This is a genomic window from Hankyongella ginsenosidimutans (genome assembly GCF_005144965.1).
GTDB classification, from domain to species: Bacteria; Pseudomonadota; Alphaproteobacteria; order Sphingomonadales; family Sphingomonadaceae; genus Hankyongella; species Hankyongella ginsenosidimutans.
Genome location: NZ_CP039704.1, coordinates 2,749,623 through 2,775,762, shown reverse-complemented (window position 1 = coordinate 2,775,762; position 26,140 = coordinate 2,749,623). Strand labels below are relative to the sequence as shown.

26 protein-coding genes and 10 pseudogenes are annotated in these 26,140 nt (G+C 66.3%); 13 read left to right on the top strand and 23 right to left on the bottom strand.

The window, feature by feature from the left end; genetic code table 11:
- The first annotated feature begins 98 nt into the window (after window positions 1–98).
- The 4 genes and pseudogenes from purF to E6W36_RS24015 form a co-directional block, all read left to right on the top strand.
- Window positions 99–1,575, top strand: a pseudogene (gene purF, locus E6W36_RS16460) (amidophosphoribosyltransferase).
- Window positions 1,562–2,301, top strand: a pseudogene (locus E6W36_RS16455) (SDR family NAD(P)-dependent oxidoreductase). Before purF ends, E6W36_RS16455 begins: the two co-directional pseudogenes overlap by 14 nt.
- Before the next feature lie 308 nt (window positions 2,302–2,609).
- A complete protein-coding gene (locus tag E6W36_RS24020) occupies window positions 2,610–2,867 on the top strand; it encodes a host attachment family protein (RefSeq protein ID WP_222873309.1) in 258 nt (85 codons plus the stop codon).
- A pseudogene (locus E6W36_RS24015) lies at window positions 2,822–3,070 on the top strand (baeRF12 domain-containing protein); the annotation flags it as partial. The gene E6W36_RS24020 and the pseudogene E6W36_RS24015, both read left to right, overlap by 46 nt.
- A gap of 23 nt (window positions 3,071–3,093) precedes the next feature.
- Here the strand turns inward: E6W36_RS24015 and E6W36_RS16440 are convergent.
- Both E6W36_RS16440 and E6W36_RS16435 read right to left on the bottom strand, forming a co-directional pair.
- A pseudogene (locus E6W36_RS16440) lies at window positions 3,094–3,866 on the bottom strand (L,D-transpeptidase family protein).
- Window positions 3,827–4,309, bottom strand: coding sequence for a hypothetical protein (locus tag E6W36_RS16435; RefSeq protein ID WP_222873307.1), 483 nt, complete (start codon window positions 4,307–4,309; stop codon window positions 3,827–3,829). The pseudogene E6W36_RS16440 and the gene E6W36_RS16435 overlap by 40 nt, the downstream one beginning before the upstream one ends.
- 197 nt (window positions 4,310–4,506) lie before the next feature.
- Here E6W36_RS16435 and E6W36_RS23845 point away from each other — a divergent pair.
- From E6W36_RS23845 to E6W36_RS23835, 3 genes and pseudogenes are all read left to right on the top strand, one after another.
- A pseudogene (locus E6W36_RS23845) lies at window positions 4,507–4,931 on the top strand (murein L,D-transpeptidase catalytic domain-containing protein).
- 61 nt (window positions 4,932–4,992) lie between these two features.
- On the top strand, window positions 4,993–5,133 hold the full coding sequence (locus tag E6W36_RS23840; RefSeq protein WP_281277381.1) for a DMT family transporter: 141 nt from the start codon (window positions 4,993–4,995) through the stop codon (window positions 5,131–5,133).
- On the top strand, window positions 5,130–5,300 hold the full coding sequence (locus tag E6W36_RS23835; RefSeq protein WP_281277380.1) for a DMT family transporter: 171 nt from the start codon (window positions 5,130–5,132) through the stop codon (window positions 5,298–5,300). The genes E6W36_RS23840 and E6W36_RS23835 overlap by 4 nt, the downstream gene beginning before the upstream one ends.
- A gap of 211 nt (window positions 5,301–5,511) precedes the next feature.
- Here E6W36_RS23835 and E6W36_RS16420 read toward each other — a convergent pair whose 3' ends face one another.
- The 9 genes and pseudogenes from E6W36_RS16420 to E6W36_RS21160 form a co-directional block, all read right to left on the bottom strand.
- The gene (locus E6W36_RS16420) at window positions 5,512–5,928 is read right to left on the bottom strand and encodes a cytidine deaminase (protein ID WP_222873306.1); all 417 of its coding nucleotides are present in this window, start codon (window positions 5,926–5,928) and stop codon (window positions 5,512–5,514) included.
- Between the two features lie 15 nt (window positions 5,929–5,943).
- A complete protein-coding gene (locus tag E6W36_RS16415; RefSeq protein ID WP_222873305.1) occupies window positions 5,944–6,375 on the bottom strand; it encodes a hypothetical protein in 432 nt (143 codons plus the stop codon).
- 201 nt (window positions 6,376–6,576) lie between these two features.
- Window positions 6,577–8,895: pseudogene (gene clpA, locus E6W36_RS16410) on the bottom strand (ATP-dependent Clp protease ATP-binding subunit ClpA); the annotation flags it as partial.
- A gap of 165 nt (window positions 8,896–9,060) precedes the next feature.
- The gene (gene clpS / locus E6W36_RS16405) at window positions 9,061–9,459 is read right to left on the bottom strand and encodes an ATP-dependent Clp protease adapter ClpS (protein ID WP_425459656.1); all 399 of its coding nucleotides are present in this window, start codon (window positions 9,457–9,459) and stop codon (window positions 9,061–9,063) included.
- A 225-nt stretch (window positions 9,460–9,684) separates the two neighbouring features.
- Window positions 9,685–10,549 (bottom strand): annotated as a pseudogene (hemF, locus tag E6W36_RS16400) (oxygen-dependent coproporphyrinogen oxidase).
- Window positions 10,550–10,560: 11 nt separating this feature from the next.
- Window positions 10,561–11,034: a tRNA (cytidine(34)-2'-O)-methyltransferase gene (locus E6W36_RS16395; protein WP_222874528.1), complete on the bottom strand. Its 474-nt coding sequence runs from the start codon at window positions 11,032–11,034 to the stop codon at window positions 10,561–10,563.
- Window positions 11,035–11,190: 156 nt separating this feature from the next.
- Complete coding sequence (locus E6W36_RS16390) at window positions 11,191–11,565, bottom strand: MATE family efflux transporter (protein ID WP_222873302.1); 375 nt, start codon at window positions 11,563–11,565, stop codon at window positions 11,191–11,193.
- A gap of 58 nt (window positions 11,566–11,623) precedes the next feature.
- Window positions 11,624–12,040, bottom strand: coding sequence for an oligosaccharide flippase family protein (locus tag E6W36_RS21165; RefSeq protein WP_222873301.1), 417 nt, complete (start codon window positions 12,038–12,040; stop codon window positions 11,624–11,626).
- A 58-nt stretch (window positions 12,041–12,098) separates the two neighbouring features.
- Window positions 12,099–12,419: an oligosaccharide flippase family protein gene (locus E6W36_RS21160; RefSeq protein WP_222873300.1), complete on the bottom strand. Its 321-nt coding sequence runs from the start codon at window positions 12,417–12,419 to the stop codon at window positions 12,099–12,101.
- A gap of 310 nt (window positions 12,420–12,729) precedes the next feature.
- Here E6W36_RS21160 and petA point away from each other — a divergent pair, with 310 nt between their 5' ends.
- Genes petA through E6W36_RS16365 form a run of 4 tightly spaced genes read left to right on the top strand, consistent with a single transcriptional unit; the run spans window position 12,730 to window position 15,367 of the window.
- Window positions 12,730–13,257 (top strand): ubiquinol-cytochrome c reductase iron-sulfur subunit, encoded by a 528-nt coding sequence (gene petA, locus E6W36_RS16375; protein ID WP_246047846.1) that lies wholly within the window; start codon window positions 12,730–12,732, stop codon window positions 13,255–13,257.
- 5 nt (window positions 13,258–13,262) lie between these two features.
- Window positions 13,263–14,030: a cytochrome b gene (locus E6W36_RS19815; RefSeq protein WP_246047844.1), complete on the top strand. Its 768-nt coding sequence runs from the start codon at window positions 13,263–13,265 to the stop codon at window positions 14,028–14,030.
- On the top strand, window positions 13,973–14,539 hold the full coding sequence (locus E6W36_RS19810; protein WP_246047842.1) for a cytochrome b family protein: 567 nt from the start codon (window positions 13,973–13,975) through the stop codon (window positions 14,537–14,539). Before E6W36_RS19815 ends, E6W36_RS19810 begins: the two co-directional genes overlap by 58 nt.
- A 24-nt stretch (window positions 14,540–14,563) precedes the next feature.
- Window positions 14,564–15,367: a cytochrome c1 gene (locus E6W36_RS16365; RefSeq protein WP_222873298.1), complete on the top strand. Its 804-nt coding sequence runs from the start codon at window positions 14,564–14,566 to the stop codon at window positions 15,365–15,367.
- A gap of 582 nt (window positions 15,368–15,949) precedes the next feature.
- Here the strand turns inward: E6W36_RS16365 and rpoH are convergent.
- Window positions 15,950–16,837 (bottom strand): annotated as a pseudogene (gene rpoH / locus E6W36_RS16360) (RNA polymerase sigma factor RpoH).
- Between the two features lie 92 nt (window positions 16,838–16,929).
- A pseudogene (locus tag E6W36_RS16355) lies at window positions 16,930–17,909 on the bottom strand (RluA family pseudouridine synthase).
- A gap of 63 nt (window positions 17,910–17,972) precedes the next feature.
- On the opposite strand from E6W36_RS16355, the gene E6W36_RS16350 reads away from it, so the two are divergent.
- Together E6W36_RS16350 and E6W36_RS16345 are read left to right on the top strand one after the other, a co-directional pair.
- Complete coding sequence (locus E6W36_RS16350) at window positions 17,973–18,377, top strand: M67 family metallopeptidase (protein WP_222873297.1); 405 nt, start codon at window positions 17,973–17,975, stop codon at window positions 18,375–18,377.
- A gap of 28 nt (window positions 18,378–18,405) precedes the next feature.
- Window positions 18,406–18,642, top strand: a complete 237-nt coding sequence (locus E6W36_RS16345) for a cold-shock protein (RefSeq protein WP_222873296.1) — start codon at window positions 18,406–18,408, stop codon at window positions 18,640–18,642.
- Here the strand turns inward: E6W36_RS16345 and E6W36_RS16340 are convergent.
- From E6W36_RS16340 to E6W36_RS16305, 10 genes and pseudogenes are all read right to left on the bottom strand, one after another.
- Entirely contained in the window at window positions 18,639–19,565 is a 927-nt protein-coding gene (locus tag E6W36_RS16340) for a CHAD domain-containing protein (protein WP_222873295.1), read from the bottom strand. The two genes, E6W36_RS16345 and E6W36_RS16340, sit on opposite strands and share 4 nt — an antisense overlap.
- Window positions 19,562–19,924, bottom strand: a complete 363-nt coding sequence (locus E6W36_RS19805; protein WP_246048376.1) for a glutathione binding-like protein — start codon at window positions 19,922–19,924, stop codon at window positions 19,562–19,564. The genes E6W36_RS16340 and E6W36_RS19805 overlap by 4 nt, the downstream gene beginning before the upstream one ends.
- A gap of 97 nt (window positions 19,925–20,021) precedes the next feature.
- Window positions 20,022–20,216: pseudogene (locus tag E6W36_RS19800) on the bottom strand (glutathione S-transferase N-terminal domain-containing protein); the annotation flags it as partial.
- A gap of 17 nt (window positions 20,217–20,233) precedes the next feature.
- Entirely contained in the window at window positions 20,234–21,211 is a 978-nt protein-coding gene (locus E6W36_RS16330) for a translocation/assembly module TamB domain-containing protein (RefSeq protein WP_246048375.1), read from the bottom strand.
- Complete coding sequence (locus tag E6W36_RS19795) at window positions 21,151–21,420, bottom strand: hypothetical protein (protein ID WP_246048424.1); 270 nt, start codon at window positions 21,418–21,420, stop codon at window positions 21,151–21,153. The genes E6W36_RS16330 and E6W36_RS19795 overlap by 61 nt, the downstream gene beginning before the upstream one ends.
- Before the next feature lie 113 nt (window positions 21,421–21,533).
- Complete coding sequence (locus E6W36_RS16325; RefSeq protein WP_222873293.1) at window positions 21,534–21,815, bottom strand: hypothetical protein; 282 nt, start codon at window positions 21,813–21,815, stop codon at window positions 21,534–21,536.
- Complete coding sequence (locus E6W36_RS16320) at window positions 21,761–23,299, bottom strand: translocation/assembly module TamB domain-containing protein (protein ID WP_222873292.1); 1,539 nt, start codon at window positions 23,297–23,299, stop codon at window positions 21,761–21,763. Before E6W36_RS16320 ends, E6W36_RS16325 begins: the two co-directional genes overlap by 55 nt.
- A gap of 80 nt (window positions 23,300–23,379) precedes the next feature.
- Complete coding sequence (locus E6W36_RS16315) at window positions 23,380–24,435, bottom strand: translocation/assembly module TamB domain-containing protein (RefSeq protein WP_222873291.1); 1,056 nt, start codon at window positions 24,433–24,435, stop codon at window positions 23,380–23,382.
- Between the two features lies 1 nt (window position 24,436).
- A complete protein-coding gene (locus E6W36_RS16310) occupies window positions 24,437–25,585 on the bottom strand; it encodes an autotransporter assembly complex protein TamA (protein ID WP_222873290.1) in 1,149 nt (382 codons plus the stop codon).
- Entirely contained in the window at window positions 25,477–26,073 is a 597-nt protein-coding gene (locus E6W36_RS16305; RefSeq protein ID WP_222873289.1) for a BamA/TamA family outer membrane protein, read from the bottom strand. Before E6W36_RS16305 ends, E6W36_RS16310 begins: the two co-directional genes overlap by 109 nt.
- Between the last annotated feature and the right edge of the window lie 67 nt (window positions 26,074–26,140).

Here is a 26,140-nt window from a genome sequence, read left to right as displayed (position 1 = left end):
CAAGATGACCTACTACCGGGGCGACAAGTTGCTTGCGCGCGGCTAAAGGGGTCGGCACATGACCGTTCGATGACATTTTGCGGAGCCAGCGCCCGACGATGACCGACGTTTCGGACCTCAACGATCCCTTGCCGCAACACCCGTTCGACGACGACCGTTTCCATGAGGAATGCGGGATTTTCGGGGTTTACAGCGCAGAGGGCGCGGCGGCGCTGACGGCGCTGGGGCTGCATGCCCTGCAGCACCGCGGGCAGGAAGCCGCCGGCATCACCAGCTTCGATGGTCGCCGCTTCCACACGCACCGCGCCCAGGGCCACATCAGCGGCAATTTCGACCGCTCGGACGTCATCAGCCAGCTACCGGGCACGACGGCCATCGGCCACACCCGCTACGCCACGACCGGCGGCACCGGCCTGCGCAACGTCCAGCCGCTGTTTGCGGAACTGGTGAGCGGCGGCTTCGCCATCGCCCATAACGGCAACATCACCAACGCCATGACCGTGCGCAAGCGGCTGGTGCGCAAGGGCGCGATCTTCCAGTCGACCAGCGACACGGAGATGATCGTCCATCTGATCGCGACCTCGCAGTACCGCACGCTGCTGGACCGGCTGATCGATGCGCTGAAGCAGGTGGAGGGGCGTACAGCCTGGTCTGCCTGACCGAGGAAGGCATGATCGGCGTGCGCGATCCGCTCGGGTTCCGGCCGCTGGTGCTCGGCCGGCTGAACGATGCGCCGATCCTCGCCAGCGAGACCTGTGCGCTGGATATCGTCGGCGCGACCTTCATCCGCTCGCTGGAGCCGGGGAAATCCTCATCATCAACGGCGACGGCATGCAGTCGATCAAGCCGTTCGTCCCGCAGGCGCCGCGTCCGTGCATTTTCGAGCAGGTGTACTTCTCGCGTCCCGACTCCATTGTCGACGATCTGAGCGTGTACGAAGTGCGCAAGCGGATCGGCGCGGAACTGGCGCGCGAAAGCGGCGTCGACGCCGATATGGTGGTGCCGGTGCCCGACTCCGGCACGCCGGCCGCGATCGGCTATGCGCAGGCCTCCGGTCTGCCGTTCGAGCTGGGCATCATCCGCTCGCATTATGTCGGCCGCACCTTCATCCAGCCCGGCGACCAGATCCGCCACCTGGGCGTGAAGCTGAAGCATAACGCCAACCGCGCGCAGATCGCCGGCAAGCGGCTGGTCCTGATCGACGACTCGATCGTGCGCGGCACCACCTCGGTCAAGATCGTGCAGATGCTGCGCGACGCCGGCGCCGGCGAAGTGCACATGCGCATCGCCAGCCCGCCGACCCGCAACCCGTGCTTCTACGGCGTGGACACGCCCGAGCGCTCCAAGCTCCTGGCCGCGCAGATGGACGTGGAGGCCATGCGCGCCTTCATCAAGGCAGACAGTCTGGCGTTCCTCAGCATCGATGGTCTGTACCGTGCGGCGGGCGCGTCTGTTGGGCGCATCGTTGACAGGCCGGCATATTGCGACGCCTGCTTCACCGGGGACTATCCGACGCCGCTCACCGACCGGGAGGGTCGCGGTGACGCCAGCCTGCTGCCGGATTTCGTATCATGACGCAAAACCGCTCAATGGGCCGCTGTCCGGTAAACTGGCTTTGGTGACCGGCGCCAGCGGCATCGGCGCTGCGACGGCGCTATGCTTGGCGCAGGCCGGCGCGCATGTCGTGCTGACGGCGCGCACGGAGGGCGGTCTGGCCGAAGTCGACGACCGTATCCATACGGCTGGCGGCACGGCAACGCTGGCACCGTTCGACCTGACCGACGGGGAGGCGGTGGACCGGCTGGCGGACGCCATCGGCCAGCGCTGGGGCCGGCTGGATATCCTGGTTCTCAATGCAGCGATGCTCGGGGCCTTGTCGCCGGTCGCCCATGTCGCGCCCAAGGACTTCGACAAGATCATGGCGCTGAACCTGACCGCCGGTTTCCGGGTGCTACGCGCCTGTGACCCTCTGCTGCGGCTTGCCCCGACCGGCCGGGTGCTCGCGCTGACGACGAGTGTCGCGCGCAGCCCGCGCGCCTACTGGGGCCGTACGCCGCCTCCAAGGCGGCGCTGGAGACCTTGATCGACTGCTACGCGGAGGAGGTGGGCAGCATCACGGGCATCCGCTGCGCCATCGTCGATCCCGGCGCGACCCGCACGGCCATGCGCGCCGAAGCCTATCCTGGCGAGGATCCAACCCGGCTGAAAGATCCGGAAGCCGTCGGACTCGCCATCCTCAATCTCCTGGTCGAGGATTTCGAGACCGGACGCCGGCTGCGCGTGGATACGCCGCGCTCTTGAAGCCAGGCCCGCAGGCCTCATCGCCGCCTCTCCTGAAGGCTGCACGCCGGGCATGATCCTGATCAATGCCGCCGGGTTCCAAAGTTGCTCTATAGATCTTTAAGTCTAAAGCGTTGTCTTCGTTATGTATATATGCACCCATGGATTCCAGCCTGCGCCGGGATGACGAAGCAGGGCTGTATCTTCGCGACTTTTCAACAGCCCGTTCGACCTTGATCGTTTCAGATTGAACTGATCTGAGGCATGAATCATGGTATGATTAATGAAAGGAGCCTGATCCACGAATTCGTACATTTGGGGTTCGCACCATGGCCGCTTCTCCCCTGCATCATTCCGGCGCCTGGGCGCTTGTGTTCGATGGCGGCCGCGCCATCCTGTTCGAGAACCGGGGCGGCGATCGAACGCCTGAGTTGCATATGGTCGCAACACTGGAGAACCCGGTACCGCCAACCCGGATGCTGGGCCGCGACCGTCCGGGCGCTTCGCCACTCCGACGGGTGGCAGGACGGCGGTCGAGAGCACCGACCACCATGATGCTGCGGAAGCAGCTTTCGTGCGCGCAGTAGCCGGACTGGTCGAGGGCAAGGCCGATGCCTTTACCCATCTTGTCGTGATCGCGCCGCCCCGGCTGCACCACCTGCTGAGCATGCATGCGCCGGCCGTCGCGACGCGCATCATTGCCTATCTCGCGCACGACTACACTGGCCATGGCGTCGAGGATATCACCCAGGGCTTCCTGCGCGCGCTGGATCAGCAACGCTCCCGATAATCGATCGCTCACGGAGGATGGCCTCAGCCGAGACACTGGGCGATGGCGGGCGACAGTCCAGGCGCTGGCGCACTGCGCGCGCCGGGTCCGGCGAGTGAGGCGACCAGCGGCGCGTCCCAGTTATAGATGTCGCTCAGGATGCGGATACTGCCGTCCGGCTGAACCTGCGCGGTTTCGTAGACCGTACGGACAATGGCCGGCGTGGCGAAGGACAGCGTGCGGGTGGCACCGGTGGCCAGCGCGTCATCCAGCCTGTCGGGCGTCCATTCGGGCGTCGGCAGCAGGCGCGCAGCCAAGGCCTTGACTGCCTGCACCCGCACGCAACCATTGCTGAGCGCGCGGGTCTGACGGTCGAACAGCGCCTTGTCCGGCGTATCGTGCAAATAGACATCCAGCCCGTTCGGCATGACGAACTTGAGCTGACCCAGCGCATTTTCGGCCCGGGTTTCTGGCGGATCCGCCCATTGTCGATCACATAGCCCATGCTGGCCGCAAACCGGGGATCGCGGCGCAGCTTCGGCCAGAGCTTTTCGCGTGCGATCCGGTCCGGCACGTTCCACCATGGGTTCAGGGTGATGCCGGGTGCCGCGACCTGCATCAGGGGTGTGGGGTGGGCCGGCTGGCCGACGATCACCGGGTGAACGGTGACCAGCGCGCCGGCCTCGTAGAACGTCAGTTCGTAGGCAGGGATATTGACCAGCAGCAGCCGGGCCGGGGTTCCGCGCGGCAGCCAGCGCCGGCGCTCCAGCGTCGCGGTCAGCGCCTGGCGGCGTGCCGGGTCGGTTTCTCCCGCCAATCCCCGCTGCAGGACTCCATAGGTCGCATCCTGTGGCGGCAGGGTGGCGTAAAGGCGGGGATCGCCAGGGCCGGGGACACTAAGGCATCGCGCAAAGGTTGGCGCAGCCGCACCTTGACTGCTTCCCGCGGCTCGGCGCCGTAAACTGCGGACCCTTGCCGTCCCACCGTCAGGTCGGCGGCGAGTTCCAGCGCCAGCGCCTCGATCGCGGCGCCTGTCGCGGGTGCGGGAATGGCGTAATGGCGCGGGTCCAGCCCATGCTCGGGCAACCGGTCGACCACGCCCTGCAACGCCGCGACAGCCTCAGGCCGCCAGGGCGTCACCGGCTGCGCCTCGATGGGCGTCGGCAGCGTTGCCGTTGCCAGCCACGCCAGCACCGCCAGGGCATGCCGCAGCGCCGGCCGGAATGGCTTGGCATGGCCGCCATGATCGGCCATGGTCATCGACGCCACGGTGTTCGAGGAAGCGCAGTATTGACCATGGATCGCCGCAGATTGCTCCTTACATTGGCCGCCACCAGCGTTACTGTGCCGGCTGCACGGGCGTCAACCGCCACCACGCCAAGCCCTGACGCACTGGCTGCCGCCGCAGCAGCCTTGACCCGCCATCGCGATCGCATCCCCTGCGGGACTGGCTGGCGGTGGTCGATCTGCGCCGCCCGTCCTCCCAGCCGCGCTTTCACCTCATCGAGCTGGCGACCGGCGTCATCGAGAGCTATCTGGTGGCACATGGCAGGGGATCGGACCCCGACAACAGCGGGCTGGCTATCCGTTTGTCGGATCGTCCGGGTTCCCTGGCTTCCTGCGCCGGCGCTTTGCAACTGGCGCCGCCTATCAGTCAGGCAGCAATGGCCCCGCCATGCTGCTGGAGGGACTGGACGACGGCAACCGCAACGCCCGGGAGCGGCAGATCATCGTTCACGCCGCACCCTATGTGGCGCCGGCTTGGATCGCCCGCCATGGCAAGCCGGGACGCAGTTGGGGCTGTTTCGTGCTGGACCCGGCGATCATCGAGTCCGTCCGTATGCGGATGAGCGGCGGCCGCCTGCTCTACGCTCACGCCTGATGCCTGCCCCCGGCGCGGTAACAGCAAAGCGATGCGCATGCCACCTGCAACCCTCGCCTGGATGATGCTGCTGGCGGCGGGTCTTATGGAGGTCGGCTGGGTGTATCTGATGAAGCTGACTGAAGGCTTCACCCGGCTCTGGCCGAGCGTTGCGTTTTTGCGGTCTCCTTTGCGTCCTTCTATCTGCTGTCGGCAGCGGTGAAGGTGCTGCCGATCGGCACCGCTTATGCGGTCTGGACGGGCATCGGTGCCGTCGGGGCGGCTTTGCTCGGCATTCTGCTCTACCACGAACCGGCCCATGCGCCGCGCCTGATCGCCATCGGCATGATCGTTGCGGGGATCGTGCTGCTGAAAGCCACAAGCCCTTAACGACCTTCTAGTGTCCCGAATCTGAAATCCATTGCACCCAATATCAGGTGAAGTTGGATTTCAGATCGAAAAGGACACTAGCAACTCTGTTTCTCGTGTCGTTTTAGAATCGAAGTTCGCGGGGTAGCCCTATATCATTGTGTGACGAACTTCGATTCCACGACACGAGAGCGCGATGACGTGCCGCCCGGCAGGGCCGGGCACCGGCGCATCAGGCCGGCGGCAGGGCGAAGGCATGCGGCAGCAGCCCCGAGATCGGCTCCACGACCACTTTCGTGCCGGCGGCGTTGGCGCTGATGACCTTGATGTCGACGCCGGAGACGGCGGCCGCCTCGGCGATCAGTTGACGGCAGCGGCCGCAAGGGCGCGTGACGTCCGCCTGCGGGTCCAGCGTATCGGCCGGGCCGCCGACGACCGCAATCGCTTCGCAGCGGAAGTCGCCGGCAGCCACAGCCGCCGTCAGCGCTGCCACCTCGGCGCAGATCGTCAGGCCGTAGGATGCATTCTCCATGTTCGCGCCGCGATATATGGCCCCGCCGAGCGTGCGCACCGCTGCCCCGACATGAAAACGGGAGTAGGGGCATAGGCGTTGTCGCGGGTCTTGATGCAGCCAGACGCAGGGCGTCATCGTTCGGGTCGATCGTCAAGGCGTTGCTCCTGCGGCGGCTCCGGTCTTGATCGGTGCCGGCTTGGCCGATGGTTGTTCCCGGAATACGGCGGCCGAGGCGAAGATGAAAGTCGCAGCCGCTGCAATGGTGAAAAACCGCACCATGCGCATCGAGCCGGTTCTGCGGGCGCATTCCTCGGCAAGGGCATTCGCCTCGAGCCAGAAGCCATGCGTGGGGTCCGCGCAGTTGGTGCGGTGCATATAGTCGAGAAAACCCCAGCGGATGCGGTAGATGCGCCAGGCGGCTGAGATCAGGCATACCATCGCGAGGACCAGCGGCAGGATGTAGAACGCCTTGGCGCCGCTGAACGTATCCCCGCCCGAGCGGGCAAGGAAAGCGGTGGCGGCGAGCACGAAGGAATTGGCGCTCAGCAACTGGTTGGTCTTGCTGTCGAGGATCGTCAGCATGTCGTAGAGCCACTTGAGGCACTTTCACGCAGCGCCTGCGGCACGTCTTCGCCAAAGGCATAGCGTTGGCCATCGTCCCTGACGCCGACCACCAGGTCGACGAGCGCCTGCAGGATCGGGTGGGCGGCCGGCTTCGTCATGACGTCTCCCCGGCTGCGCAACCCGCTTATTTTGCCGGGGCTTTCGCCTTGCGGCGGCGCTTGCCGGGCTGCCGGGCGGCGGCAGCTGGCGCGGCGCGGTCGGCACGATCTCGAACGTCAGCGCATCATCGCGCAGGTGCACGCGCACCTCGCCGCCCTTGACCAGCGACCCGAACAGCAGTTCGTCGGCCAGCGGCGTCTTGATCTGCTCCTGGATCAGCCTTGCCATCGGGCGCGCGCCGTATTGACGGTCGTAGCCGCGCGCGGTCAGCCAGGCCTTGGCGTCGTCGGTGAGCGCGATGTGCACCTGGCGCTCCGCCAGTTGCAGCTCCAGCTCGAGGATGAACTTGTCGACGACGCGGGCAACCACGTCCGTCGGCAAATATTCGAACGGCACTACCGCATCGAGACGGTTGCGGAACTCCGGCGAGAACATGCGCTTGATCGCTTCCTCGTCGTCGCCCTGGCGCTGGCTGCTGCCGAAGCCGATGGCCTCGCGCGCCATGTCGGCGGCGCCGGCATTGGTGGTCATCACCAGGATCACGTTGCGGAAGTCGACGGTCTTGCCGTGGTGATCCGTCAGTTTGCCGTTGTCCATCACCTGCAGCAGGATGTTGAACAGGTCGGGGTGCGCCTTCTCGATTTCGTCGAGCAGCAGCACGCTGTGCGGGTTCTGATCGACTGCATCGGTGAGCAGGCCGCCCTGATCGTAGCCGACATAGCCCGGCGGCGCGCCGATCAGGCGGCTGACCGAGTGGCGCTCCATATACTCCGACATATCGAAGCGGGTGAGCGGAATGCCCAGAATCTCCGCGAGCTGGCGGGTCACCTCGGTCTTGCCGACCCCGGTCGGGCCGGAGAACAGGTAGCAGCCGATCGGCTTGCGCGGATCGCGCAGGCCCGCGCGCGCCAGCTTGATCGCGGATGCCAGGGTGTCGATCGCCTTGTCCTGCCCGAACACGACGCGCTTCAGATCGGTCGCCAGGGTCTCAAGGGCGCGCTTGTCGTCGGACGATACCGATTTCGGCGGGATGCGGGCGATCTTGGCGACGACCGCCTCGACCTCCTTGACGCCGATCAGACGCTTGCGCTTGGGCGCGGGCACCAGCATCTGCGCGGCTCCGACCTCGTCGATCACGTCGATCGCCTTGTCCGGCAGCTTGCGGTCGTGAATGTAGCGCGCTGCCAGTTCGACCGCCGAGCGGATGGCCTCGGACGTATAGCGGACCTGGTGATGCTCCTCGTAGTAGGGCTTCAGGCCCTGCATGATCTTGATCGTGTCCTCGACCGACGGCTCGTTGACGTCGATCTTCTGGAAGCGGCGCAGCAGCGCGCGGTCCTTCTCGAAGTGGCTGCGGAACTCCTTGTAGGTCGTCGAGCCGATGCAGCGGATCGAGCCGCTGGAAAGCGCGGGCTTCAGCAGGTTGGAGGCATCCATCGCGCCGCCCGACGTCGCGCCGGCACCGATGACCGTGTGGATCTCGTCGATGAACAGCACCGCATGCGGGGTCGCCTCAAGCTCGGTGACCACTTGCTTCAGCCGCTCCTCGAAGTCGCCGCGGTAGCGGGTGCCTGCAAGCAGCGAGCCCATGTCCAGCGAAAAGATGACCGCCTTTTCCAGCACCTCCGGCACGTCTTTCTCGACGATGCGCCGGGCCAGGCCCTCGACGATCGCGGTCTTGCCGACGCCGGGGTCGCCGACGAACAGCGGGTTGTTCTTCGAACGGCGGCACAGAATCTGCACCGTGCGCTCGACCTCGCTGGTGCGGCCGATCAGCGGATCGATCTTGCCGGTGCGCGCCTTCTCGTTGAGGTTGACGCAGAACTGGCGCAGCGCCGAGTCGTTCTGGCGCTTCTTGCCGTTGTTCTGGGTGCGGCTCTGCTGCTCTTCGTCCTTGGCCTCCTCGTTCGCGCCGCGCACGGTGCGGCTTTCGGAGAGGCCCGGCTTGGCGATGCCGTGCGAGATGAAGGAAACGGCGTCCAGCCGGGTCATGTCCTGCTGCTGCAGGAAGTAGACCGCATGGCTCTCGCGCTCGGAGAACAGGGCGACCAGCACGTTGGCGCCGGTCACATCCTCGCGGCCGGACGACTGCACATGCAGGATCGCGCGCTGCACCACCCGCTGAAAGCCGGCGGTCGGGCTGGGGTCGACGCTGCTTTCCGCCTTCAGGGTCTCCAGCTCAGCGTCGATGTAGCCGGTGATGGTGCGCCCCAGCTCTTCCAGGTCGACGCCGCAGGCGCGCATCACGGCGCTGGCGTCGCTGTCGTCGATCAACGCCAGCAGCAGATGCTCCAGCGTGGCGTATTCGTGGCTGCGCTTGCCCGCCTCGCTCAGCGCACGGTGCAGGGTCTGTTCCAGTTGCTTCGAGAAAGCGGGCATAGTGGCTCCTTATCCAGAACTCGCCGCGTATCGATCCGAACGCCCCAGTACGCGTGAGGCTAGCACAAAGCTGCGCCAGGCAAAGCATGGCTTTCGTCTGCACATCGCATAACCATCTCGGGACGCCGTCGGTTGCATTCAAGGCATAGCCGGGTGAACGCAGGGTTACGGGCGCGGCGACGGTCGCCGGTCAGGCTTTTCCATGGTGCACTGCAAAGGGTGCTGGTTCTTGCGGGAATAGTCCATCACCTGCGTCACTTTCGTCTCGGCGACGTCGTAGGTGAAAATGCCGCAGATGCCGACGCCGCGCTGATGCACATGCATCATGACCCGCGTGGCATCCTCCATCGACATGCGGAAGAAACGCTGCAGGACGTGAACGACAAACTCCATCGGCGTGTAATCATCGTTCAGCATCAGAACCTTGTACATCGAAGGTTTGGCTGTCCGCGCGACCGTCTTGGTCGCGATTCCGGTCTGGCCGCCGTGGGAATCATGGTCGTCGTCGCCGGCGGAGAGCGCCGGCGGGCGCAGTTGTCGGGATGGGCGTGGATCAATCGCCAATCGGAGCCTGCCTTGTCTTGAGTGAACAGCGAAGCGATGCGCTTCTACCATTATATTGTATCCTGACGGTTACTCACAAGACGCCAGTCGCCGGGGTAGTGTCTCAGTTTGAAAAATCCCCGCTCACCCTGAGCTGGACGAAGGTTGAGCGGCTCGTGGTTCTGTCTGAGCTCACCACGAGCGGAGGTTTCAAACTGAGACACTACCGTCACGGGACAGGGGTGCTCAGGGCCATTTCGCCTCAGGCGGCAGGGACATGAGAATGGCCTCGACATTGCCGCCGGTCTTGAGTCCGAATAGGGTTCCGCGATCGTACACGAGGTTAAATTCCGCGTACAAGCCACGATACTGCAACTGGATTTCCCGCTCTTCCGGTGTCCAGGGTTCCGCCATGCGCGCACGCACTAGCGCGGGGTAGATCTCCAGGAAGGTCTGACCGACATCCTGCGTGAAGGCGAAGTCGGCTGTCCAGTCGCCGCTGTCCAGATAGTCGTAGAAGATGCCGCCGACTCCCGGGGCGGTTGCGGTGCTTGATGTAGAAATAGTCGTCGCACCAGGCTTTGAAGCGCGGGAAATAGGCCGGGTCGTGGCGGTTGCAGGCGGCCTCGAATGCGGCATGGAAGCGGGCGGTTTCCGCCTCGACCGGCAGCGGCGGGTTCAGGTCGGCACCGCCGCCGAACCAGGCGCGGGTCGTCACCAGGAAGCGCGTGTTCATGTGCACTGCCGGCACGCGCGGCGAACGCAGGTGCGCGACCAGTGAGATGCCGGTGGCGAAGAAGCCGGGGTCGTCTTCCGCGCCGGGGATGTTCTTGGCGAACTCCGGCGAGAATGTCCCTTCAACCGTCGAGATGTTGACGCCCACCTTCTCGAACACCCGGCCATGCATCAGCGACATCGTGCCGCCGCCGCCGGGCGCGCCGCTGTGGTCCGTGCGTTCCCAGGTTTTGCGGACGAACCGCCCAGGCACGCCCGGGGCGAAGTCGGCATCGTCCTCGATCGACTCGAACGCGGCGCAGATGGCATTGCGCAGCGACTCGAACCAGGTGGCGGCAGCCTGTTTGCGGCGGGCGAGTTCGTCGGGCGCGGGCAGGGGCGTAGGGGTCACGGTAGCTCCGGTATCTCAGGAAAGGCGGCAGTCTGACGCAGCGCCTCGCCCAGTACCATGGCGGCGGCGACCGCCACGTTCAAGGAGCGCAAGGGTGCCTTCAGCGGAATGCGCACCCGCAGGCTGGCGGCGTCGTGCAGCCAGGGCGGAGCGCCGGCAATTTCCTGCCCCAGCACCAGGGTGTCCAGCGGGGTGTAAAGGCCCTCAGAATATGGCGTATCGCCTTTGCTTGTAAGCAGGACCAGGCGTCGCCCGGCCTGTCGGCGGGCTGCGTCGAACGCGCAATAGTCAGCGTGCGCCGTCAAATCGACATGATCGAAGTAATCGAGCGCGGCCCGCCGTACCGCCTCGCGCGAAAACGCAAAGCCGCAGGGCTCGATGATGTCGACCGGCACGCCAAGGCAGGCACCCAGCCGCAGCAGCGTGCCGACATTGGGCGGCTGGTCCGGCTGAAACAGCGCGAGGCGGATCATTGGCCGCGTACCAGCGCAATCGCAGCCCGGATCTGCTGGCGCCGAGCAGCCACAGCACGCCGCAGTAGCACAGCGCCCCAGTCGCGATCAGCAGCGGCAGTTCGAGCGCCGCGGACAGCGCAAGCAGGGTGCGCATCAGGTGGATGCCGCCGATCATCGCCAGCCCGGCCGCCAGCGGGGCCGCCATGTCGGCCAGCGCCTGCCGCCGCCAGACGCCCAGCACCTTGAGGCCGATCCAGGCGATGATGAGGCCGGCCAGCGCCAGCCCGCGCCATAGACCCAGATCAGGGTCTCCAGCCCGAACTGCGCCCCGACGATCAGCGTGACCAGAGTCAAGCCCGCACGAATCAAGTTGCTCTGCACGCTGAGCTCAGGCCGTCCCAGGGCGTCGAACGGCGCGTTGAACAACAGCGACACCGTGAAGAACGGCGCGGCCAGCCCCAGCGCCCACAGCAGCGGCGGCAGCGCGCGCCATTGCGCGCCCAGCACCACGGTCGTGAATTCCGGAGCGACGGCCGCCAGCCCCACAGCGGCGCCACCATCACCGCCATGAACACGCCGAGCTTGCTGCGGAAGGCGCGGGCGATCAGCGCGCGATCCTCCTGGGCGCGGGCATAGGCAGGAAAGCGACCCGGTTGATGATCGGCATCAGCTTGGAGGCGGGCATGAACACCAGTTCGCTCGCGGTGCGGAACAGGCCGAGTGGCCCCGCGCCGAGCACCCGGCCGACCACGGCGACATCGAAATTGCTGGTCACCGTGTAGATCAGGGCCTGGGCGGTGATGGTCCGGCCGTAGCGCCAGTCCTCGCGCAGGCCATGCCAGCCAAAGCGCGGCCGCAGGTCTGCCGGGGCATAGCGCCAGAAGGCGATGGCCTTGATTACGCTGGCGATCACCATGCCGCCCGCCAGCGCCCAGTAGCCGGCGCCGGCCAGCGCCAGGCCGGCAGTGCCGATACCTTGCGCCAGGCTCGCGCCCAGCTCGACCAGCGCGACCGGGCGCATCGCCAGTTCTTTTCCAGCAGGGCCAGCGGAAACACGGTCCCGATGTTGACCGGCAAGGTCAACGCCACCAGCCAGACCACGGGGCCACCCGGGTATCGCCGAGGTAGAGACCAAGCGGCCAGGCGGCGAGCGCTGCGAACACGGTCAAACCCAGGGTCGCCAGCAGGAACGCGCCGAACAGCCGGTCCCGGTGCTCCGGCTCCATGTCCCGCCGGCGGATCAGCACGGCGCGAAAGCCGCTTTCCTGGAGGATTGCCAGGACGCTGATCAGGAGCAAGGCGGCAGCGACGACGCCATAGTCCGCGGGCGTCAACAGCCGGATCGTGACGATGGTGAGCGCCCAGGTGATGATCTGGCCGAGCAGGCGGCCGGCGGCCACCCAGCGAAGGGCGCTGATGAGGGCTGTGCGCATTCTTGCCTAATCAGGTTGTTCCGTTGCGCCCTTCTGCGTAGCGCCGCCGGGTTTGCAAAGTGTTTGTTTCGACCATTTTCCTGCCCCCGTTTGCGCTTGCGGCTAATTTGCCCATTGTCTCTGCGTGATGTGGGCGGTAATCGACGCTTCAATTCACCGTGCGTGCGCTTCGGCTCGACGAGAGGCCGCCGCAGGGTAGGACCAAGGACAGCAGTTGAGGAGTTCACGAGGAATGGCAAGCGGACAGGGTGCGGCGACGCCCCACGGCGGTCATGGGATGGACGAAGGCGTTCGACGCCGCGACTTCCTGCACATTGCGTCGGGTGCTTTCGTCGCGGTCGGCGGCGCAGTGGCGGCCTGGCCGTTCGTTCAGCAGATGAACCCGTCAGCGGACGTGCTGGCGCTGTCGACGATCGAAGTCGACCTCGCGCCTATCGAGCCGGGCCAGGCCATCAAGGTGAAATGGCAGGGCAAGCCGGTGTTCGTGCGTAACCGCACCGCCGACGAGCTGAAGGCGGTCGACGCTGTGGACGTCAAGTCCCTGCGCGACCCGCAAAGCGATGACCAGCGCGTAAAGCCGGAGCACAAGAACTGGCTGGTGACCATGGGCGTGTGCACCCACCTGGGCTGCGTGCCGCTGGGCGCCGCCGAAGGCGAGACGCGCGGTGAGTTCGGCGGCTACTTCTGCCCGTGCCACGGCTCGCACTACGACGCCTCGGGCCGCATCCGCAAAGGCCCGGCGCCGAAGAATCTGGAAGTGCCGGAATACGCCTTCCTGTCGCCAACCAGCATCAAGATCGGGTGACGAACATGGGCAAGCCCTGGGCTCAACAATATGTACCGAATACGGCGATCGAGCGCTGGCTGGACCAGCGCCTGCCGCTCGTCCGTTTCATGCACGATGCGGTCGGGGCGGGGTATCCGGTTCCGAAAAACCTGAACTACTTCTGGAACTTCGGCGTGCTCGCCGGCGTATTCCTGATGATCCAGATCGTGACCGGCGTGGTGCTCGCCATGCATTATTCGGCGAACGAAGCGGTTGCGTTCGGGTCAGTTGAACACATCATGCGTGATGTGAACTTCGGCTGGCTGATTCGCTATCTGCACATGAACGGCGCGTCGTTCTTCTTCATCGTCGTCTATGTGCACATCTTCCGCGGACTCTACTACGGCTCGTACAAGGCTCCGCGCGAGATGATCTGGATGCTGGGCGTGGTCATCATGCTGTTGATGATGGCGACCGCGTTCATGGGCTACGTGTTGCCGTGGGGCCAGATGAGCTTCTGGGGTGCTACGGTCATCACCGGGTTGTTCTCCGCGATCCCGGTGGTCGGCGAGAGCATCCAGACCCTGCTGCTCGGTGCGCCGTTCGTCGGCAACCCGGCGCTAAACAAGTTTTTCTCGCTGCACTTCCTGCTGCCGTTCGTCATCCTGGGCGTTGTGGTGCTGCACATCTGGGCGCTGCACATCCCGGGTCGAACAACCCGAAGGGCATCGACGTCAAAGGTCCGGCCGACACCGTGCCGTTCCACCCCTATTATACCGCGAAGGACCTGTTCGGCCTCGTCGTGGCGCTGATCTGCTACTGCGCCGTGGTGTTCTACATGCCGAACGCGCTCGGCCACCCGGACAACTACATCATGGCGGACTCGCTCTCCACGCCGGCACACATCGTGCCCGAGTGGTATTTCTGGCCGTTCTACGCGATCCTGCGCGCCTTCACTTACGACTTCCTCGGCATCCCGGCCAAGCTCTGGGGCGTGCTGGCGATGTTCGCATCGATCCTGCTGCTGTTCTTCCTGCCGTGGCTGGATAATTCGCCGGTGCGCTCAGCCAACTATCGGCCGATCTACCGCCAGCTCTTCTGGCTGTTTCTCCTCGACATTCTCATCCTCGGTGTCTGCGGTCAGGCCCCGGCGGAGGAACCGTGGGTGCGCATCAGCCAGTTGGCGGCCGCCTACTACTTCATCCACTTCCTGATCCTGGTGCCGCTGGTGGCGCGCATCGAGACGCCGAAACCGCTGCCCAAGAGCATCTCGGAACCCGTGCTGCCGAGCGGCGACGCCGCCCTGCAGCCGGCCGAATAAGCTGACGACGCTGGAGAACCCCTAATGCTTCGTTTGATATCCTTCGCCGTCGGCGCCATTCTCTCGCTGGCCGTACTGATCGCCGCGGCGCTGCCGCGCGACAAGGCCGAGCCAGACCCGCACGCGGCGCTGCACAAGCACCCCAAGCACGTCGAGTTCGCCCAGGACGGCATCTTCGGCAAGTTCGACCGTGCCCAGCTCCAGCGCGGTTATCAGGTCTATAAAGAGGTCTGCGCGGCCTGCCACAGCATGAACCTGGTCGCCTTCCGCAATCTGACCGCCCTCGGCTTCACGGAAGCGGAAGTGAAGGCGCTCGCCGCCCAGTCGGACGTGCCGACAATCGACGACAAAACCGGCGACGAGACAACCCGCAAGGCCGTCCCGGCCGACCATTTCCCGGCGCCGTTCCCGAACGATGCTGCCGCCAAGGCGGCCAACAATGGCAAGGCCCCGCCGGACCTGTCGCTGATCGCCAAGGCCCGCCATGGCGGCGCATCCTACCTCTACTCGATCCTGACTGGCTACGAAGACAAGCCGGCCGATGTCGAAATTGCCGAGACGGCGCACTACAACCCGTATTTCGCCGGACTTGCCATCGCGATGCCCGCGCCGCTGACCAGCGACGGGCAGGTGGAATACGCAGACGGCACCAAGGCGAGCATCGATCAGATGGCCAAGGACGTCTCGGCGTTCATGGAATGGGCCGCGGAACCGAAGCTGGAGGACCGCAAGCGCATGGGCCTTGGCGTGCTGATGTTCCTGCTCATCCTCTGCGTCATCACCTTCCGCAGCTACAAGAAAATCTGGGCGAACGTTAAGGGCCACTAACAGGCTGCTGAAAAGTGATTTCCTGCACTCCAAACGCACAGCCGTCACCCCGGCCCCTAACGGGGATAAACTCCGGCCGGGGTCCATGGCCAACACCTTATATTCGTTGTATATATATGCTCCCATGGATTCCGGACGTAGCCTGTCCTCGGACGGGCCTTTGGCCCGATCCGGGGCCGGAATGACGAAATGGAGCTGTATAATTCCACTTTTCAGCAGCCTGCTAAAGCATCTTTTCCCCTTCAATACGACGCTGCGCCCGATCCGGGGCCGGAATGACGAAGCAGGGCTGTATCTCCCGGCTTCTTCAGCAGACTGTTTACTGGAAAGAAGGACCCGCCGACAGCGAACCATCGGCGGGCCAGGCTTGGCGGTCCATCGCGTCACGGACGCTATGGAGACAGGATAATCCATACCAAGCATGGCGAATGCCAGGTACTTACCCTCTTGAATATCAATGGGTTAGAAAATTCCTCGGCACACTACTGTCCCAAATTCTGCATCAAAATGGGACATGCGGGACAAAAAACCATGGCGGAGCGTATCGCGCCATGGTCAAGGCTTGGGGAAGAGAGAAAGGCGTTACGCGGCAGGTAAGAGCTTTCGGGCCTGGGCTTGCTGCACCACGGCCTTCTGGAGTTTCTCGAAGGCACGCACCTCGATCTGGCGCACGCGTTCACGGCTGATGCCATAGACCTGCGCCAGATCCTCCAGCGTCGCCGGATCGTCCTGGAGGCGGCGGGCGTTCAGGATGTGGCGCTCGCGGTCGTTGAGCACCGACATCGCCTGGGCAAGCAGGGCGCCGCGCTGATCGCTTTCCTGGCGTTCCGCGACGATTTCGTCCTGGATCGGGCCGTCATCGGCCAGCCAGTCCTGCCATTCGCCGTCACCGTCTTCGCGCAGCGGCGTGTTGAGCGACGTGTCGCCGCCCATGGCCATGCGCCGGTTCATCGAGACGACGTCGTCTTCGGTCACATGCAGGTGCGTGGCGATCTTGCTGACCGTCTCGGGCTTCATGTCGCCGTCCTCGACCGCCTCGAGCTTGCTCTTCAGGCGGCGCAGGTTGAAAACAGCTTTTCTGCGCAGCGGTGGTGCCGATCTTCACCAGCGACCAGGAGCGCAGGATATATTCTTGGATCGCCGCCTTGATCCACCACATGGCATAGGTCGCGAGGCGGAAGCCGCGCTCCGGATCGAACTTCTTCACGCCCTGCATCAGGCCGATGTTGCCCTCGGCGATCAACTCGCTGACCGGCAGTCCATAGCCGCGATAGCCCATGGCGATCTTGGCGACGAGGCGCAAATGGCTGGTGACCAGGCGATGCGCGGCGTCGCGGTCGGCGTGTTCGCTCCAGCGCTTGGCGAGCATATATTCCTGCTCCGCCGAGAGCAGGGAAACTGGCGGATTTCCTGAAGATAGCGGTTGAGCGAGGCGTCGCTGGCCAGAACCGGGATCGTGCTTGCTGTCATACCAACCTCCTTCAGATGCTTACCGTATACATTGTGTAATAAGCCGCAACAACCGTATCAGTTCTAAACGTAGCGTTCTTCAATTGAGAACTTTATGTCTGCTGCGCCAGAGCGTGCAGCAGCGCCGTCATGTCGTGCGGCAGCGGGCTCTCGAAACGCATGGGCGCGCCGGTAACCGGATGCGCAAAGCCGAGCACGCCCGCATGCAGGGCCTGGCGGCGAAACGACAGCCGCTCCAGCACGATGCGCACGCCATCCAGACGGCCGGCGCGACCATAGACCGGGTCGCCCAGCAGCGCGTGGCCGATCGAGGCCATGTGCACACGTACCTGGTGGGTGCGGCCGGTCTCCAGCCGGCACTCGACCTGCGCCGCCGCGCGCCCGAAGCCGCGAATCAGTCGCCAGTGGGTCACCGCGTGTTTACCTTGGCCAGCGGGTACGATCGCCATCTTCTGCCGGTTCTGGCTGGAGCGGGCGAGGTTCCCCTCGATGCGGCCGGACGCCGCACCCGGCAGCCCGCCGACCAGCGCTGTGTAAACCCGCTCGACCGTGTGCGCTGCAAACTGCCGCGACAGTCTTTCGTGCGCGGGGTCGGTCTTGGCGACGACCAGCAGGCCGGACGTATCCTTGTCGATCCGATGCACGATACCGGGCCGCGCCACCCGCCGATGCCGGACAGGCGACCGGCGCAGTGGTGCAGAAGGGCGTTGACCAGCGTGCCGTCGAGATTGCCGCAGGCCGGATGCACCACCAGCCCGGCCGGCTTGTCGACCACAAGCAGATGTTCGTCCTCATACGGGATCGCGAGCGGGATATCCTGCGCGATCGCCTCTGCCGGCTGCGGCGGCGGCACCTCGACGCCGTAGACCTCGCCGAGTCGCACTTTACGGGCCGGATCGCGCGCCGGCGCGCCGTTCAGGCTGACCATGCCGCTGGAAATCAGCGCTTTCAGCCGCTCCCGGCTGTGCTGGGGCAGGCCGTGGGCCAGGGCGCGATCGAGGCGCCAGCCCAGCGTCTCGGTCGTGATCGGAACCTCAGCAAGGGCTTGATTGTCGGGAGTGTCGGCGGGCATGAACAGGTCCGGTAGAAGGTTGGACGATTGTCAGCCGCCCCGCCCAGACTTGGGAAGCTGCCCATGCAGATTCAACTGCGCAACGACCATCGGGAGCTCTTGTTCCTGTTTGCCGCCGCTGCCCACCCGCACGAGAGTTGCGGTCTTCTGCTCGGGCAGGGCACCACCATCGAGGCGATTGTGCCGGCGGACAATGTCGCAACCGACCCTGCGCGCAGCTTCGAGATCGATCCGAAGGCCTTGTTCGCGGTGCAGCGGCGCACGCGGGGCGGTGGGCTGCCGATCCTGGGGTATTTCCATTCGCACCCGAGCGGAGACTGCACGTTTTCGGCGCGCGATCTGGCCGGCGTATCCAGGGCGGGCGAAATCTGGCTTCTTGTCGCGCGCGCGTCATTAACGGCCTGTAGAACAGTGGTGCACGGCGATGGATTCAGGTTTGAATCGATTGGGATTTCAGTTGTAGCTTAGCAGCCAAGATGTTGCGTGGAGGGCAGGAATGGCGCGTGGCGAAGTGCGCTGGTTCAGCAAGGCCAAAGGTTTCGGGTTCATCCGTCCGGAATATGGCCCCAAGGACGTCTTCGTGCATGCGTCGGCCGTGCGCCGCGCTGGCCTGTCGACGCTGCTGGCAGGACAGCGCCTGGAGTTCGAACTGACCCAGATGCGCGACGGCCGTGTCGCAGCGCTTGGCCTGCTGCCACTGGATGGCGACTCGGGCGAGACGGCTGTCGCCTAGAGCCTGGTCGCTTCAGGGCGCGTCTCGAGAGCCTGTAGCTCTTCCAGGGCCTCGCGCACGCCTGCCGACTCGACCGTCGCGGCGAATGCGGCATAGCGGGCTGGAAAGCGCAGCAGCGCCGCCCGCACGCGCGCCTGATCGGCGGCGATCCACTGCTCGGCATCATGCAGGCAAGCGCTCTCGCGTCCGTCGAGACGCTGGCGCTCGACGATCTGGCTGAGGATCGCGATGCGGGTCGCCAGGTCCTGGAACTGACCCAGCCAATCCTGCAGGTCGCGCATTTCGGCGCCGAGCGCGCGCCGCCATGGCGTCTGCTTGTGCGCCTTCAGCAGGTCGCAACAATAGCGCAGCTTGCGGACCCCCTGCGGAATGCGTGCGCCGCGACGATGTCCTCTGCGCGCCCGGCCACGCGACCGACCGTGCTGCCGCACGCGAGCGCCTGGTCCAGCATGCGTAGCGCGCGCGGCGGCGGCTTCCAGCAGGGGCGGTTCGGCGAGGATCAGCCGCGACTCCACCTGTGCCAGCCGGAGCCGGAGGCGCACCAGATGCGGCCCGCGCAGCCCGAGCGCCGCCTGCTGCAAGGCAGCCCCATGGGCCAGTTGCAGCGTGCGGGCGAGCCAAGGCGAGGGTGTGGCGGGCAGGTTGGCACGCACGATGGCGATATCGCGCGGCTGGCCAAGCAGGCGGCCGAGCCAGCGCAGATCAGTGAGCAAACGCGCCACCGTCTTGCGGCCAAGCAGCGCTGCTCCGCCAACCCCGAGGATCACCCGCAGCTTGCGGGTCGCGACGCGCGTCGTACGGCCATAGTCGGCGTCCTCGCCACGGACGAGTGCGGGAAGCCGATCCTCAAGGGTGCGATCGAGGCGGTGGACGGCCCGCGCCAGCGCCGCCGAGACGGTGGCGGGCGCGTCCGGCGCGTTCACGCAGCCGTGGCGGCCGGCTTGGCGACCAGTGCGGCATGGGCATAGGCGCGGGTGATGGCCGGGCGCTCCTTCAGCCGCTGGACCCAGGCCTGGACGGCGGTGAAAGCGTCCGTGCTGTGCTTGATCTTGTGCAGGCTCTTGATCCACGGGAAGATCGCCATGTCGGCGATCGAATAGTCGCCTGCAACATAGTCCCGCGTGCTGAGTTGCTGATCGAGCACGCTCAGCAGCCGGTCGGCTTCCTGGGTGTAGCGCTCGACGGCATAGGGGATATGTTCCGGCGCATGGGCGATGAAGTGGAAAGCCTGGCCGAACATCGGCCCCACCCCGGACATCTGCCAGAACAGCCAGGACAGCACCTCGGCGCGCGCGCGGCGCGGTCGGCAGGAACCGCCCGGTCTTCTCGGCAAGATAGGTCATGATCGCGCCCGACTCGAACAGGGCGATCGGCGCGCCGCCGTCCGCCGGCGCGTTGTCGACCAGGGCCGGAACCCGGTTGTTGGGTGAGATCGCCAGGAACGCGGGGTCGAACTGTGCGCCGGCGGCCAGGTTTATCGGCCGGATCTCATAGGCGAGTCCGAGTTCTTCCAGCAGGATAGTGATTTTATGGGCGTTTGGCGTGGGCCAATAGTAGAGGTCTAGGGTTGCCATGGTGTCCAGTACCGAGGTCAATAGTCACGCGACCAGTGGATCGAGGCGTTCGTACCGCCGAGCGTCGCCAGTTCGGATAGTATCGAGAGGGTGCGAGTCAAGGCGATTTCGAACACCGTCGCCGTGTAGCCTGCGCCATCCGTCCTGACTTCCACATACACCCGATCCGTTATGTATTTCCCACCGGCGTATACGGTGCCGGTCCCGCGTTTGACGTCCGGCCCCAGAACCCGGATCCGGTCGATGCCGGTCAGGCGCTGCACCTGCCCGACAACGTCGAGTCCGCGTCCGGAGCTTTGCAGGCTGGCGACAGCGCTCGCCAGTTGCACTGCGTCCGGCGCTGAAAGATTGGCGACGGACGATCCGAAAAGCAACCGTGCCAGCACCTCGTCCTGCGGCAACGCCGGCGAGGAGGAGAAGGTGATCCGCGGTTGCTCGCCGGTGCCGCCGATGGTGATGACCGCCGTGCCGCCATCGATGGGTGCCGTGGCCACGATGTCGAGCGTCGGATTGATCCCGCCACCCGAGAAGGTAATGTCGCCACGGCTGAGGTCGAAGCGCCGTCCTGCGAACTCATAGTTGCCGCGAATGAGATCGAGGCGGCCGTCGATCTGCGGCGCATCGACCGTCCCGCTGGTCGTAAGGCGGCCGCGCCATTCCGAGACCAGGCCCTTGCCGCTGACATTGACCCGTTGCGGCGCGTTGATCACGAGATTGAGCCGCCAGGGCTTGCGGCGGCGCTTCTCTTCCTGAACCGGCCGGACCGTGAGGCCGGTCTCCCGGACCTCGATTTGCGGGATCGCTGCCCGCGCGGCACCGCCCAGCCGCAGGCGTGCGCGCGGCAAGTCCAGCTTGCCGCTGATTGTGCCACCGTCCGGACCGTAGGCGATGTCGATGATGCCGGTGCCATCGATATCGATGTCGTCGCGGTTGATCAGCGCCGCGTCATCAAGCGCGATACGGATTGCCGCCGGCCAGCCGCGCGCGGATGACAGGGTCGCCTCGCCCGTGAGAGCGATCGTCCCCGCTTGCCGACCTTGCCCTGCGCCTGCTCGATCTTGATCGTCGGCCCCGTGAAGTTGCCGCGCATGGTGAAATCCGTAACCTTGGCACCGAGATTGAGGTTCTCGTAACGGGCACCGCGTGCACGGAACTGGCCGCTTACGTCCGGATCGCCGACGACCCCGCCGATATCGGCGCGCAATGCGATGGGTCCCGCCAGGTCGTGGCCTTCCTGCGCGGCCAGCGCCCACAGCGTCTCTGCCGGACCATTCCAGCGGATGCGGCCCTTGATGGGTGCCTTGGCGATGCGGTCGATCAGTGGCGCTGCGGCCCCGCAACCGGCGGGATCCGCAGGCGCACCAGGCCCACTTGCGCATCGCCGACATTTGCGTCCAGCGCCAGCCGGGCCTTTTCGCTGTCGAGCGCGCCGCTGACCCGCACATCGACCGGGATAGAGGCGGAGCTGAGGCCGGAACGGCGCAGGCCGCGGATCGCCAGCTCGATATCGGCGGATTTTAGCTGGTTGTGCTCCAGCGCGACCTTCAGGGTGCTGTTGGCCCGCCCGGAGAGTGCCAGGCGTGGTGCTGCATATTGCAAAAGCCCGAGGTCGAAATCGCGGGCGCTGACGTCCAGACTGGCGGCTTTCGGCCCCAGACGCCGGACAGGTCGATGCCTGCCTTGCCGATCAGCAGGCGCACCGGTTCCAGGGTCCAGTCCGTGCCGCGACGGACGAGACTTGCCGGGGCCGCCGTTGCGAGCGTCTGCTCGGCCAGGGTGCCGCGTAGCGCCAGAGTGCCGCCGTCTGCACCCAGTTCGAGGCTGGTCGAGATGTCGAAGGGTGCTTCGCGCGCGCCGACCAGCTGCAGATCAAGCGCATGCCGGTCGCCGCCAAGCGGGTGCGCGTCGAGGCGCAGGCGATCGAGTGCGATGTCCCGGTAGACGGCATCCTCGATGGAAAGCGAGGCGGTGACCTGGGGCGTCTCGCCCAGGCGGATGTCGCCCGCACCGCGTAGCGCACCGATGGCGAAATTGACGCTGGGCGCGATACGGGCGCGCTCGGCGCTGGCAGTGAAGCGCAGGTGCTGGACGCCGGCATCCGGCATTGCCCGAAGATTGGCGCGCAGGCCGCGGCCCGCTAGCAGCAGATCGCCGTTCGCCAGGCCGCTGCGGAAGGCCAGGCCGCCAGTGAGCGACCAGTCCCCGAGCGACGCCTTGAGCGCGCGGATATCGACAGCGTCGCCCAGGCTCAGGTCCGCATCGGCGGCGAGCGCGCCAAGCGTCGACCGGCCATCGAGGCGAACCTGGTGCCGGTCGCCCACAGGGGCGATGTCGGCGCGAAGCTGGGCGAATGTCTGGCCTTCGAGCACCAGCTTCGGCACGAAGACCGTCGCTTTGAGCACCGGCCGCGATGGGTTGCCGGAGAGGTCCGCCCGCGCTGTCACGGTGCCGCTCTCGGGGTGACCGAGGGCGGCAAGGGAGGCGAGGCGCGCCTGCGCCTGCCCGGCGAGCGCGCCGGCAGCGCTGTAGCGGCCGGAGCCGGTCACCGCGACCAGTGGCGCGTTGAGGGCGAGGGCATCCAGGCGCGCGCCGTCCGGGCGCGACCAGGCGAACCGGCCTTCCAGCGCCGCCGGGCCACCCAGCCAGCGCATGATGGCGGGGTCGTGCGGCTCCAGCCCGCGAAGTGCTGCCGTGCCGGCAACCGTTGGCAGCGCGCTGCCCTGGAGCGTCACGTCGGCTTCCACCGTGCCGCTGCTCAGGCGAAGCTGGTCCGGCACCGCGAGCGCCTTCAGCGCCGCTGAGACCGCCAGCTTGCCCGTGTAGTCCTTCAGTGCGACCGTGCCGCCGATGGTCGCTGCGATGTTTGGATGGGTCAGGCGCACGCTGTCCAGGGTCAGCCGGCGTGTGGCAAGTTCCAGGCGCACCGGGCCGTCAAGGCTGAGGTCGCGCAGCCAGGGGTCGGCCTGCGGATCGAGGCCGGTGATGCGGGCCGCCGCAACCGTGACTGGTCCGCTCACGGCGTCGCCTTTGCGGATGATGACGCCGGCGAGCTTCGGCTTGTCGATGGCGAGGCCGCGACGCATCGCATCCTGGGCGGCGGCGTCGATGCTGGCCCGGAAGTCGTCCGGCGTGCCGCCGCCATGCGCTGTCAGCGTCAGCGCCTTTACCCGGATGTCGGGGAGCAGGCGCCGGAATCGGGCAGCCGTGCCTCAAGCGCAGCCGCGGTAACGGCCCGGGTGTCGAGGTTGAGGCGCCCTTGGCGGCGATCCGTCCGTTTGCGCCCCGCACCTGGGCGGCGGCGCGCAGCGTTCGCGCATCCAGGCGTCCCGCCAGGCCGACGGTAGCCGCGTCCGCCATCAGGCTGTTGACGGCATTCGGGAACCGCGGATGGGCGAACAACCTGCCGCCGGCGCTCAGCAGGCCGGCCGTCTGATTCAGCTGCAGCGTAGCCAGAGGCTTGCCGCCGATCAACGCCCGCAGGCCCGCGCCAGTGCATCCAGTCGCCGTCGCCGGTCGCGATCAGCGCAAAGCCCTCCGGCAGGCCGGCGATCCGCGCCAGCGCGCCGCCTTTGGGCGAGACCGCGCGCGCTTCCAGATCGAACTGGCGCGAGGCTTCGCTGGCGCGCACGTCGAGCAGGGCCAGATCGCCGCCTTCCTCTGCGGTCACGCTGGCGCGCAGGTCGACCACGCGCTTGTACAGGGTGCCCGCTGCATCGACGCGCACGATACGCGCGTCGCCCTCCATGAGCGCCTGGCCCAGCGTCAGTCGGTCGATGCGCAGGCTGCCAAGGGCGATATCGATGTTTGGCAACAGCGGCTCGTCGGTCGGCGGGGTCGGCAGCAGGTCGGGCTTGCGCAGGATTTGCGCTTCCGGCGCGCGCAGCCGGTCGATCTCGATCCGGCCCAGCAGCCCTGCAGCCGGCGACCAGCGCAGCGCGAGCACCGGGATATGCGCGAAAATGCCGTGCTGATCGCGCACTGCAATGTCCTCGAGGGTTGCGGACGAGAGCAGCGACCCGTGAAAGCGCCCAACCGTGACCCCAAGGCCGGACTCGGTGCGCAGACCGCCCAGCTCATGGAGCGCCAGCCGCTGCACGGCCGGCACATTGAGCGCGCCGACCAGCACCGCCGCCAGGGCGATGACGGCGATCACCGCAATCATCATCCGCCGGCCGAAGCGGCGGCGTGGCGGCGCAGGCGGGATATCCTCTTGCGTCATGTCAGAAGCTCTGCCCGACGCTGACATAGATGGCGATGCGTTCCTCGCCGTCGCGCCGGCGGAATGGCGTCGCAATGTCCAGGCGAACCGGGGCGAAGCTGGTATAGTAGCGCAGGCCCAATCCGGCGCCGAAGCGGAAACGGTCCAGCTCGGGGTTCGGCCCGGCATAGACATTGCCGGCATCCAGGAACGGAGCGATGCCCAAGGTCTCGGTGATCCGCCAGCGGATCTCTCCGCTCAGCTCGATGAGCGAGCGCCCGCCCTGCGGGTCGTCCTCGGCGTCACGCGGGCCGACGCGCTGGAAGCCGAAACCGCGGATCGAGCCGCCGCCGCCGGCATAGAAGCGGCGGGTTGCGGGGATCCGCTGCTGGCCGGCGCCGACGATGGAGCCAAACCGCAAGCGCTGCGCCAGCACGAGCCGGCCGTCGTCATCGATCGGCAGGTAATAGGAGCCGGTCGCCTCGAACCGGCCATAGGAAAACAGGCTGTCCTCTGTTGCAATATCCAGCGCGAGAATGGCACCGAGCCGATAGCCCTGGGTGGGGTTCAGGAGGTCGTCCGTCGCATCGTAGCGCAGGCTCAGCGGCGTCGAGAGCAGCAGGAAGCGGCGCTCGCCCGTGCTGTCGACTGTGCGGGTGGCGTTGAGTTCGGTGCCGAGGCTGCCAACCCATCGACGCTGCACAACCGGCCCGGCCTGACGTGTCACGGCGACGCCGAAGGAAATACTGTCTGCATCGAAAGCCAGCGGCCGCTCGCGCTTGATGGTGAACGGGAACAGCAGAGATTGGTCGCGGCGGCCGAAATTGATAAGCTCCAGGGTCGCCAGCGCCGACTGTTCGATGGTGCCGACCTTGGCTTCCGTCGTGAAGCGCTCCTCGCCGCCCAGCAGATTGCGGTGCTGCCAGCCGATGGAGCCGTTCGGGCCTTCGTCGGTGGCATAGCCGAGCGAGGCACTGAGCGTGCGGACCTTCGCCTGTTCGGTCCGGACGACGATCGGCACCGCCACCGGTTCCGGCGCTCCCTCGGGCGGCCGCTCAGGCGTTATCTGCACGGTGGCGAACACGCCGGTCGCGACCAGCGCCTCGCGCAGGTCGTCGATGCGGCGTTGGTCATAGGGTTCTCCGGCCTTGAAGCGGGACAGGCGCGCCATGTGGTTGCGCCGCAGGCCTGGCGGCCCTCGAAGCGCAAGTCGCCGAACACGGCGTCCGGTCCGGGGTCGACCTGCAGGGTGTAGCGCGCCGCCGAGGCGTCGTGGTCGATCAGGATATCGCGATCGGACAGCATCACGAATGGCCGGCCGCGCTTGGGAAGTTCCAGCCGCAAACGGTCCTCGGCGGCCAGAATCGCCTCGGTCTGCACGACGTCGCCGGTCTGGATGTTCAGCAGGGATTCGACGAGCGGCCGCACATCGTCCGGCGTCTGGATGCGAACGGCGCTGAACGTGTAGCGCGCGCCCGGCTCGACGCTCAATTCCGCTTCAAGCTGGGTTGGGTCCGCCGGGTCGGTGCGCAGGTGGGTTGTGACGTTTGCGCCGTAATAGCCATCATTGCGCAGCAGCAGGAGCGCGATATCCCGGTCCTCAAGCGAGGCCGGCTGATCTGGGCGCGGCTGGCGGCCGGGGTGCGCCGCTCGGCCCAAAGCGTCGAGGCTTCCTGGAGGCGCTCCTCCAGCCCGATTTCCTTGAAGCCGGGAAAGCGAACCGTAT

What these genes read in the sequence shown, in the direction of transcription:
- E6W36_RS16415 (WP_222873305.1), bottom strand. Translation starts at nt 6,375, where the DNA reads ATGCTGACGATCCTCGACAGCAAGACCAACCAGTTGCTGAGCGCCAAT.
- E6W36_RS16310 (WP_222873290.1), bottom strand. Translation starts at nt 25,585, where the DNA reads ATGGCGCGCCTGTCCCGCTTCAAGGCCGGAGAACCCTATGACCAACGC.
- E6W36_RS16420 (WP_222873306.1), bottom strand. Translation starts at nt 5,928, where the DNA reads ATGACGCCCTGCGTCTGGCTGCATCAAGACCCGCGACAACGCCTATGC.
- E6W36_RS16435 (WP_222873307.1), bottom strand. Translation starts at nt 4,309, where the DNA reads ATGACCATGGCCGATCATGGCGGCCATGCCAAGCCATTCCGGCCGGCG.
- E6W36_RS16365 (WP_222873298.1), top strand. Translation starts at nt 14,564, where the DNA reads ATGCTTCGTTTGATATCCTTCGCCGTCGGCGCCATTCTCTCGCTGGCC.
- E6W36_RS24020 (WP_222873309.1), top strand. Translation starts at nt 2,610, where the DNA reads ATGGCCGCTTCTCCCCTGCATCATTCCGGCGCCTGGGCGCTTGTGTTC.
- E6W36_RS19815 (WP_246047844.1), top strand. Translation starts at nt 13,263, where the DNA reads ATGGGCAAGCCCTGGGCTCAACAATATGTACCGAATACGGCGATCGAG.
- E6W36_RS16320 (WP_222873292.1), bottom strand. Translation starts at nt 23,299, where the DNA reads ATGCGTCGCGGCCTCGCCATCGACAAGCCGAAGCTCGCCGGCGTCATC.
- E6W36_RS23840 (WP_281277381.1), top strand. Translation starts at nt 4,993, where the DNA reads ATGATGCTGCTGGCGGCGGGTCTTATGGAGGTCGGCTGGGTGTATCTG.
- E6W36_RS21165 (WP_222873301.1), bottom strand. Translation starts at nt 12,040, where the DNA reads ATGCGCCCGGTCGCGCTGGTCGAGCTGGGCGCGAGCCTGGCGCAAGGT.
- E6W36_RS16345 (WP_222873296.1), top strand. Translation starts at nt 18,406, where the DNA reads ATGGCGCGTGGCGAAGTGCGCTGGTTCAGCAAGGCCAAAGGTTTCGGG.
- E6W36_RS16350 (WP_222873297.1), top strand. Translation starts at nt 17,973, where the DNA reads ATGCAGATTCAACTGCGCAACGACCATCGGGAGCTCTTGTTCCTGTTT.
- E6W36_RS16315 (WP_222873291.1), bottom strand. Translation starts at nt 24,435, where the DNA reads ATGACGCAAGAGGATATCCCGCCTGCGCCGCCACGCCGCCGCTTCGGC.
- petA (WP_246047846.1), top strand. Translation starts at nt 12,730, where the DNA reads ATGGACGAAGGCGTTCGACGCCGCGACTTCCTGCACATTGCGTCGGGT.